The organism is Prevotella sp. AM34-19LB, assembly GCF_003468525.1.
Classification (GTDB): domain Bacteria; phylum Bacteroidota; class Bacteroidia; order Bacteroidales; family Bacteroidaceae; genus Prevotella.
Map to the genome: position 1 here is coordinate 1 of NZ_QSIG01000076.1, position 9137 is coordinate 9137.

A 9137-nucleotide genomic window follows, 5' to 3' on the forward strand; every position below is an offset into this window, starting at 1 on the left:
GGGGTATGATAAAAAAATATCGGATCGAACGGAACGAAAAGCTGTAAAGGCTAGAGGATTCCAGAAATCCGAAGTATAAATTCATTTATGTTGAACCAATAAAATAGAACGATTATGGCAAATTGGGCTAGTACAAGCTACCGAATTGAGGGTAAGCAAGAGGACTTGAAAACTCTGAATGAGTTGATTAACGAGTTTATGGACGGCAAGCGTCCTGTAATGGAAGACAACGCTTCCAAGGATTGGGAGGGTAATGTTGCTCTGGAACTGGGAGAGAACACCAAAGGGTATTATCTCCGTGGATTCATCCAGACTTGTGAACTGGAGGATGATGTCCTAAGCATCGAGGCTGAGGAGGCTTGGGGTGCTACAGACTTCCGACACATCCTTGAAAAACATTTCGAGGGAATGAAGGTTTACTTCATCGTGGAAGAGGAAGGTGGGGAGGTTTATGCCACCAACGACAAGGAAGGACGATTCTTCGACTATCGTTTCTTGGTTGACTCTTGCGTGGATGGGGCTGACGAGTGGGAATACTTCGACACGAAGGAACAAGCACTTTCCTATGTAGCCCGAAGAATGGGGGTGGAAACCGTCACTTTGGAGGAAATAGACAAGTGGAACGATGACCACTACGAGGGGGATGATTACATCTACTTCCACGAATATGAGCTTGTGGCATAATAATTAAGGTAACGGAGAGGCTAACCACCTCTCCATAACGTAACAAAATATGGAATACATAGATTTTACAGCACAGAGACTTCATTTGCATAATAACTGCAAAAGGGCTATCGTTGATTTGATGAAAGAGGCGGAGGTGGAGGAAATAGACCTCCTTCACAAGGAAAATGTCTTTGGAGCGGCTTGGCTCATAAGATATTTCTATGGTGACACTACGATGGAAGAGGTTCAGGTCACCAAGATAAAACTCGATGGGGAGGCTCTTCTATACAAAGGGAGAAACACCGTGGGAGAGGTGGATGAGGATTGGCAAAAACTCGAAATCTCCGATAACGTGATTTCTGCCACTATTGATTCTGTCTATGAGGCTGTTTGGCTGAGATTGAAAAAGTAACCTAAAATTTGAGAAGAGCTATTTTTACTGTTACTAAGTGTTAAATTTTTGTGTATATAACAAGAAAGTTAGGAAAAAGTTTACAGATATTAGAACTTTTTCCTAACTTTGCAAAAAAATAATGTCACATGAAAGAAAAGCCAAAATTTACAATTCTCTATACAGAGGAAGCTATGAGCTTTTTGTAATCTCTTGATTCTAAGGTTCAAGATAAAATAGCTTTTAATATCAATAAATGTAGGTTTTATACAGATAAAGAGCTATTCAAGAAACTTGAAAATTCAGAAATCTGGGAGTTTCGAACTCTGTATAATAAGAAGGCATATCGTCTTTTTGCATTTTGGGATAAGGATAAAGAGGCGTTCGTGGTAGCCACTCACGGCATCGTTAAAAAGACACAGAAAACTCCTCTCAAAGAGATATTAAAGGCAGAAGAAATTAGAAAGGAATATTTTAATAATAAATAAGTATGGAACAGATGAAACTTTATACTCATGATGAAATGATGGATAGCGTCATTGGTAAGAAAGGTACACCAAGAAGAGACAAATTGGATGCTGATTTGAAAACATTCTTGATGGGGGAAGCTATCAAGAAAGCAAGGGAAGAGAGACACTTGACCCAAGAACAACTTGGTAATTTGATTGGAGTGAAAAAATCTCAAGTCTCACGGATGGAAAGGGGGGCAAATCTTTCATTCTCTACAATGGCTAGAGTTTTTAAGGCAATGAATATTTCTGCGTATTTTAGTATGCCTGGCATTGGAAAGGTTGCCTTGTGGTAAGGTAAAAACGGATGGCTTCTACCTTTGTGTGTGGAAGCCATCCGTTTTATCTATGTAGCACAGACCTTATTATCAAGACCTGGGCGTTGATGTAATGATTGCCTTCCTCCGTGAGCTGATGACGAAGATAGGCTTCCGTGCAGCCTATTTCCTTGGATGTGAACATCTTGAAGATGGCGGTCACACTCCCAAAATAGTAGTTCTTGTGTCCACTGAAGAAGTGGACATGGATTATTTTTGTTTTCTTTTTATTCATGTCATTTAATTTTTAATGTTCCATATGCCTGTTATATGGTAGGTTTCTGATAATTCGCTTATCGTATAATTAAAGACTCATTCCGCTCTTCACAGAGAAGAATGAGCCAATTCAAGTTTAATTTTTTACTATTGTTTTGTTCTTTTCTTGATATGAATGTAATTTCTTATAGCTTGTATTTATGTCTTAGATAGCTCTCTACAGCCTCGATAATGGCATCCTTATATATAACTTTCTTGTTTTTGTCCAAGAGATAGGTACTAGGAATGGCTGGAATGTTATACCTTTCTCGGTCGATGTCCCTTGCATATCTTGCCACTATCCAGTTATAAGGGTATATTCCCTTGTTCTTGTTCCAAGAGGTTAGAGACTCATCTGGATAAAGGGCAAGGATTGCTAGTTCTCCTCTAGCCACCAGGTGGGCGAGGGTGGGGCTATCTCCTGCTAGGATGTTATACACTCGTTTACAATCGTGACAATCGGGATTGTTGAAATAAATGAGCGTGTAGTTGGCTTTTATGCTCTTTAATGTGCCTGTTGTTCCTTCTCTTGTTATATATTTGAAATCGTTGGCTATTGTGCCAACTCTGTTCTTCAGGGCGTTACGTAGTTGGAAACTGTAACGTTCCTTGTAGGCTTCGTCAATTTTCCCTTCTTTTATCGCATACTCCAAGAAGGGAATGTAACATTCTTCGTTCCTCAGCGGTGAATTTGGGTCGGCAAGATGTTTCTCTGCCAATTCCATGAAACCGAGAAACATTTCCTTGCTCCCTTGCTTGGAACGTGACAGCAATGTGTCTATCTGCTGTTTTCTCTCTGTCTTGCTGGAAAATATGAGGTCGCCACAGAAATCCTTGAACTTGGCTTCTGTTACTCCAGGATTGTTTGTCATTGCCTTGTTGGAAAAGTCGAAGCCCTCCCAAAAGGAAACGAAACTTGCCGCAGGATTTGGCTTGGTGACAGGTTTCGAGCTGCATCCAAGCATCAAAATGCTGATGATGAGAAATGCTATTTGTTTCATATATGTCTTTATATTTATGCTGTTAATATTCTATTCAAGTCATGGGCTATCTCGCACCTTTCTCTTCTCTTGTTGGTGTATCGCTTATATGGGATGGACTTTTTGTAACCACTTGCGAAATAGAGGTGCTTGAATGTCCAGTTTGAGAATATAGGCTGTATGTGTATAGTTGTTGGTGCATGAACGAATATGATGTTCTAGTCGCTCTACACCAAACAGTGTTCCTTTCTCTTTTCTACAGGAATAACTGTCATATATAAATGTTTTCTCGAAGATTGGAGCGATATAGTTGAACAACAGATGGTGAACTACCCTGTCTCGGAACTGTGAGGCGAAGACTTCTCTCAGTACAGGGAAATGGGTGAGGAAACAGATGGATTTTCCTGGCACATAGCTACCGTCAAGCAGCTCGTGGTACAGTTCTATGAGATTGTGCTCCGCATCTTTTTCAAACTCCAGTTGGGCGATGGTGTTCCTTTTATTCTTCCTCGCATCCTCGTATGCTCGGAAGAGGTCATTCCTAAGTTGCTCTGCATAAGATAAAGAGGACATGGATTCTCTCTGCATTTGTAAATGCTTGGACACAGCGCACGGAGAAACCGTTTGCTCGATTGTTGTTGTTCGCAGGATTCACGTTGCCACTGTTGAAGTTCAAGTTGTAACCGTTATTCTCGCTGTTCGGCGATGCACTCCAATAGTTGCCGTTGCTGCCCACGTTGCTCATGCTACCGTCGTCGCTGTTGCGATAACCAGCAGCAGGGTTGATGTAACCACTCGTTAAATTCACGATGGAATGCTACGGTAGCAAGCCAACATGAAGATTGGACTTCTCATCCGTCATACCCTATGACTACGCCCTTTGGCTTTTCTCTTTCGCTAGTGGCGCATCATTTACGCCATAGGAGGGTTACTGAATTTACATAACACGCTCTCGATGGCACTGTGAGGTTGCCATCCGAGACTCTGATTGATGCTTGGAGCTTTCTCCATGTCCTTCATTTACAGTTTTTGTTATGACTATTGTTTATTGTTACTGTTGTTGTTGTCTTCCTTCTTACTCTCTTTTTCCTTTCTACGTTCTGACTTTTCCCAACCTGAGAGCTGCTTGGATATGTTCTCCTGCATTTCTGCAAGAAGTCCATATTGATTGAGGTGGAGCTGTTTCAAGTCTTTGGCGACTCGAATCTGCAGTCTTACTTTTATCAGATTCACTCTACAGGAGGAGAGAAAGGCTACTTTCTTCTTCGAGGCATTGGCTTGATAGATAAGCTGAAGGATTTCTATCACTTCTTTCTTCAATTCCTCGCCTAGCGTATATCTAATGTCTCTGCTCCAATGTTGGCTGACCATGTAGATACGCAAGAGAAGGTCGTAAGTGGCCTTGAACACAGGAAGCTCGTCATACTTCGCCATTGATTTTCTTCTTTAAGTCAACCAGGAACATCATGCAGTCCATGGGTGTCTTGCTCTCAATATTGAAGCTGCGAACTTTGTTGATGATATACTCATCAGTTGGACTTGTTCCCTTGGGTAGCATCAGGTTTGCACCTTTGTTGTTGCTAACAGTTGTCTCGATGGAATTTTTCCACTCCTCAAAAGTCATTTGAGGCAGAAAGTCCACTGGCTCAATGGTGCAAGTGTTCTCGTCCTTTGAGATGAGACGGAACGAATCTTGATGGGTGTCGAGAAAAGTCAAAGGGAATCCTATATGTATCATCTCGGTAGATGTTTCCTTGAAACGCTGTTTCTTGGGCTTGCATTTCAGGATGCCGAAGACGAACCTATAGGCGGAATATTCATACGCCTTCCAAAAGATGCCTTCCTTATATAGATGGATGGTAGTGGATTGCGCATCCTCACGTTCTAATATTTCCTGTTTTGTCATAATTTGAACTGTAATTTTATATTTTTGAAAATCGGCCGCCACAGGCGGCATTGAAAGGATGGGCTTTTAATGTCCATCTTAAATGAATCAAATAAATCAAATCAATCAAAGGTCGGAAACAAGTTCCTCCTTATTCTTGGACACAGCGCACGGAGAAACCGGACGCTCGATTGCCGTTGCTCGCAGGATTCACGTCGCCACTGTCGAAGTACAAGCCGTAACCGCCATCCTCGCTGTACGGCGACGCACTCCAATAGTAGCCGTAGCCGCCCACGCTGCTCATGCCACCGTCGTCGCTGTAGCGATGACCAGCAGCAGGGAACCAATTGCCGTTATAGGTACGACCAGAATTTGTTGCATCCCAAGTGAATGTCGTGGTTGAGAAGTTGCTATATTCAGCCTTGGTTGGCAATCTCCATCCCTCTGGGCATGGGTCAAAGAAAGTCTTGCCGTCACTCTCTGAAATGTCGTTCCAGTTCTTTGATGTGTAGTTGTTAGGCGAAGCCCAATCGTTGTTACCACTACCATAGGTATAGAATGTTGCAGGAGTTTGTACAGCTTTGGCAAATGTCACCCTACCTGTAGCAATGGTAGCTCCAGTACTTTTTGATGTACCATTGATGTCATAAATCTCTGTTGAGCCGACGAATGGGTCTTTTCTTCCGAACTGATAGTACAAACCACGTGTTTTCGCACCATCGGTTGCAGTCGCAGACTCTGCACCAAGGTTTCTGTCCATGAAACCTGCTACAAGCTGTGGCTCGTCGGTAAGCCACAAGTGCCAACTCCAGAGGTAATCGCTCTCGCCCTTCTTCTTGATACCTACAACAACGTTGCCTTTTACGTTGGCAGCAGCCTTTACGTAAAGTGGAGTAGTTCCTTTTCCTTCGAAAGTGTCACCACTCTTAACAACACCTGATTTGCTGCAAAAATTGATGGCACGTGAAGGGATGTCCTGCCAGATAACCTCGGCAGTCCATTCTGTTCCTGCCACGATAGGGGTAGTCTGGTCACCTACTGCTGAAGACCAGAAAGCATTAATCTTGTCGGCAATGTTAATGCCATAGGCCTTTGTTGACGTTGGGTCGATAATTAGTGAGTTGGCTACACTGGGACGAGTAGGGACAACACCTGAAGGATCGAGGTCTTCTGCAACCTCATCCCATGGGGTGACATCGACATTGAGGTTGATGGCTGTTCCGGAAATTACTGGTTTTCCGTCCTCGTCCTGACCTGCACCAGAAGTGAAGTCGAGGGTGTAGGCGTAACGATTGCCCATCTCCCAGTTGGTATCAATACCTACATACACCCAGTCATCCTTCAGAATATAACCGCCCTGCAAGGTAATCTTTACCTTTACGGCGATATATGCCTTATCGGAGGCCTTTGCCGCCTTTGACAACTGCTGTGGAAGAATCATAAATGGTACATTGGTCGCATCCAATGTTGAGACATCGCTTCCAAGTGTCACCGGGGTTGTCCAAGTTGTTGTGTAGTCTGTGACGTCGGAAACATCACTCGAAAGTGTCCAAGAGGCTGCTGCGTCTGAGGTGGAAGGGAATGTGAAAGTACCCTTCTTGATGACATTGCCAATCTTCACACCTGTTACATCTACGGTGTAGGCAGTGTTCTCGTTCTTTGCTGCAATGGTCACCTCGGATAATGCGTGCTGGAAATCAATATCTATACCTGTCGTTCCATTGGCTTTGTTGTTGCCTGTTGATTTTGCATACACGAAATCCTTCTGGTCGGCAGCGGCTGTGTTTGGAACGAAGTCGGTGAGTGTCTGGGCATCTTTGTCCAACTTGAATGTTCCTGCCTGTCCTGGCTGCTCTGGTGCATACGCATAGAAGTGTAAGTTGCCCTCCACTGGCCAGTAGAATGTACCAGCGTCGGTGTTCCATACGCTACCATCGGTAGAGGTGTATTTCACATCCTTCATGTAGTTGGCCTCACCATCCTGGAAGGCATTCATGGTGAATGAACCAAGGTTGGTGATGGTGGTCTCTACTGCACGAGATTTTACTGCTTTACCTTTTGCTGCCGCAAAAGTAGAAATAGGCTGACAGCCTAATTCAACGTTAGGATTAATCGTGTTTTGGGAGAACTTGGCTGTCTGCAAGTCATCCTGTGAGCACGATGTAGCCAATACCAAAGAGGCTAAGGCTACGCAAAACATACTTTTTTTGAACATAAATTTAAATTTTAGAATGAATAATACTTATATCTTGTTTATGAATATTACATAACGATTGGTATCTCTATGATGTTCCAGTCGCTGACGCCTGGGGTAAAACCGCTATTGCCGCCTATATTGGTTGGCACAGGGAGTTTGTCCAGAACGATTTCTACCTCATAAGGGTTGGGGGCTTCCTTGATTTGCTTGGTAACATCATAGATGTAGCACCACTTTGTGCCATCCTTCAACACGGTATATATAACCAAATAGTTGGCGGCATCCTCTGATGGGCTGTTCCCATAGCATCGAAGCTGTCCTTCCAAAGTGCTTTTGTTTGTTGTGCCAACCGCAAATGGAATGGTGACCTTTGCCGCTGTCTTTTCTCCAGTGGAAAGGTTGATGCCTCCAGCAAGGTCTGAGATGGAACCGGCAATGGAGGATGAGAGGTTTTGCTGGTTATCGATGTTCATTATCTTCAACCTATAGGTACAAAATCTTCGCTCTGGACTAAGCGTTATCTTACATGTGTCGCCTCGGTCGTTCTCTTCCAGTGATATAAGAATGCCTTTCTCAGAAGCACTGGAATAGATGCTGTCGGCTTCCATCGACATTCTTTCTCCCTCGGTTCCCTTTGCTCTTGGCAAAAGACTGGCTGATATTCCGATTCTATCTATAGTCCCGGCATCCTTGGAGCTTGCCTCAATGCTGTTTGTGCTGATATTATAGCGAAAACTTGTGTTTCTAGCATCGGAATTGAATCCCAATGCCGTGTAACTTACGCCAACTAGGGCTTGGGCTATGCCGCCGTTTTTTCCGATGAATTCCCTTTTGAGAGTCCTTTCGCCTTCTTTCCTTGGGAAAAGGTAAAAGCACATGGATGCTGGGTTGGCATTTGGGTATTGCTCCCAATCGAAAGTGACTTTTACGTTGGAGGCATGGTTGTGGTCATAACATAGATCTTTCTGCTCGCAACTGCTGAGTAGCCAGATTCCTATGGTCTGGAAGAAGAGGTACCACATCGCCGTCCTTACTTTCAAGATGATTTTGGAAGGATTGATATTCGTCATTTCATGCCTCCTTTCTCCGTTCTATAGTTCTTGCCTATCTGGAATGCTAGGGTGATGTCTGCTTTCACAGGACCGAAATATCTCCTGTTCCTGGTCTCTTGCCATACATAGTGGGTATCTATCGGGTCATACACCTTGTATGTTCCTCCAAAATAACCTAAGGCCATGCCCAAGTCCAAGCTAACCCTTGGACTGATGGGAAATGTGTAGCCGTATTCAGCTCCTATCGTATAGGAGAAATCTGACATGTTGCCTCGTTTTCCGAACTCCACATCATACATTCCCATCTGACTCACAGCTCCAAGATGATGGCCTGTGAGATGGCTTTTTAATGCTTGGCTTCCAAAATACTTTCTTATATCTATTTCTCCTCCATAACTGCGCCAGTATCTATGGCATGGATTGGTCTTCCACCAGGTGTACCAATAGCCTAGCCCTGCCGACCAGTTCCTTCCCAAGTGCATTTCTGCTGAAATATTGGGAACCACAAATGCGTCATACAATAGATTGGTCTTCAATTTCCAAAGGATGGGATTCTTACAATTTGCTTTTGCATGGCATGTGTCCACACTTCGCTTTCCTATGAAATGGATGTCTTGCGCCGCAATCCTGCTTGTGCATGGAAATGCCAACAAGAGGAGGAATAGTATTTTTCTCATTTTACGTTTCTTTATTTTAAGGAGACTCCTTCTTTAATGGGATTCTACCTATGATTTCAAAATTCGGGTACAAAGGAACTGCTTTTTTGCAATATAGGCGCGAAAATCACGATATACCTTTTTATTTAACATATTCTTTTTCTAATAACTCTCTTTCTCTTTGCTGATAATCAATAAGTTATAGCTAGCTTGTATTTTTCTTGTATCT

The 9137-nt window shown here is 43.3% G+C and carries 12 protein-coding genes and 1 pseudogene; 5 read left to right on the top strand and 8 right to left on the bottom strand.

Features of this window, described 5'->3' with window-relative positions; genetic code table 11:
- Window positions 1–114: 114 nt before the first annotated feature.
- The 4 genes and pseudogenes from DW830_RS14575 (at window position 115) to DW830_RS14590 (ending at window position 1862) form a co-directional block, all read left to right on the top strand.
- Window positions 115–684, top strand: a complete 570-nt coding sequence (locus tag DW830_RS14575; RefSeq protein WP_119230058.1) for a hypothetical protein — start codon at window positions 115–117, stop codon at window positions 682–684.
- 49 nt (window positions 685–733) lie between these two features.
- Window positions 734–1078 (top strand): hypothetical protein, encoded by a 345-nt coding sequence (locus DW830_RS14580; protein WP_147487277.1) that lies wholly within the window; start codon window positions 734–736, stop codon window positions 1076–1078.
- Window positions 1079–1206: 128 nt separating this feature from the next.
- Window positions 1207–1545, top strand: a pseudogene (locus tag DW830_RS14585) (type II toxin-antitoxin system RelE/ParE family toxin).
- Between the two features lie 2 nt (window positions 1546–1547).
- Window positions 1548–1862 carry a helix-turn-helix domain-containing protein gene (locus DW830_RS14590; RefSeq protein ID WP_118255885.1) on the top strand — a complete coding sequence of 105 codons (315 nt, stop codon included), beginning with the start codon at window positions 1548–1550 and terminating at the stop codon, window positions 1860–1862.
- 46 nt (window positions 1863–1908) lie between these two features.
- Here DW830_RS14590 and DW830_RS14595 read toward each other — a convergent pair whose 3' ends face one another.
- Together DW830_RS14595 and DW830_RS14600 are read right to left on the bottom strand one after the other, a co-directional pair.
- On the bottom strand, window positions 1909–2118 hold the full coding sequence (locus tag DW830_RS14595) for a hypothetical protein (protein ID WP_118255845.1): 210 nt from the start codon (window positions 2116–2118) through the stop codon (window positions 1909–1911).
- Between the two features lie 166 nt (window positions 2119–2284).
- Window positions 2285–3139 carry a DUF5106 domain-containing protein gene (locus DW830_RS14600; protein ID WP_119230051.1) on the bottom strand — a complete coding sequence of 285 codons (855 nt, stop codon included), beginning with the start codon at window positions 3137–3139 and terminating at the stop codon, window positions 2285–2287.
- A gap of 357 nt (window positions 3140–3496) precedes the next feature.
- Here DW830_RS14600 and DW830_RS14605 point away from each other — a divergent pair, with 357 nt between their 5' ends.
- A complete protein-coding gene (locus tag DW830_RS14605; protein ID WP_119250393.1) occupies window positions 3497–3682 on the top strand; it encodes a hypothetical protein in 186 nt (61 codons plus the stop codon).
- Here the strand turns inward: DW830_RS14605 and DW830_RS14610 are convergent.
- The 6 genes from DW830_RS14610 to DW830_RS14635 all read right to left on the bottom strand — a co-directional run bounded on the left by DW830_RS14610 (window position 3660) and on the right by DW830_RS14635 (window position 8929).
- A complete protein-coding gene (locus tag DW830_RS14610; protein WP_153083156.1) occupies window positions 3660–3926 on the bottom strand; it encodes a hypothetical protein in 267 nt (88 codons plus the stop codon). The genes DW830_RS14605 and DW830_RS14610 overlap by 23 nt on opposite strands.
- Before the next feature lie 230 nt (window positions 3927–4156).
- Window positions 4157–4552, bottom strand: a complete 396-nt coding sequence (locus tag DW830_RS14615; RefSeq protein ID WP_119250394.1) for a four helix bundle protein — start codon at window positions 4550–4552, stop codon at window positions 4157–4159.
- Entirely contained in the window at window positions 4539–5024 is a 486-nt protein-coding gene (locus tag DW830_RS14620) for a hypothetical protein (protein WP_147487278.1), read from the bottom strand. The genes DW830_RS14615 and DW830_RS14620 overlap by 14 nt, the downstream gene beginning before the upstream one ends.
- Before the next feature lie 130 nt (window positions 5025–5154).
- Entirely contained in the window at window positions 5155–7203 is a 2049-nt protein-coding gene (locus DW830_RS14625) for an FISUMP domain-containing protein (RefSeq protein WP_158573517.1), read from the bottom strand.
- A 62-nt stretch (window positions 7204–7265) separates the two neighbouring features.
- On the bottom strand, window positions 7266–8270 hold the full coding sequence (locus tag DW830_RS14630) for a DUF5119 domain-containing protein (RefSeq protein WP_119250397.1): 1005 nt from the start codon (window positions 8268–8270) through the stop codon (window positions 7266–7268).
- The gene (locus DW830_RS14635) at window positions 8267–8929 is read right to left on the bottom strand and encodes a DUF3575 domain-containing protein (protein ID WP_119250398.1); all 663 of its coding nucleotides are present in this window, start codon (window positions 8927–8929) and stop codon (window positions 8267–8269) included. The genes DW830_RS14630 and DW830_RS14635 overlap by 4 nt, the downstream gene beginning before the upstream one ends.
- Window positions 8930–9137: the final 208 nt, after the last annotated feature.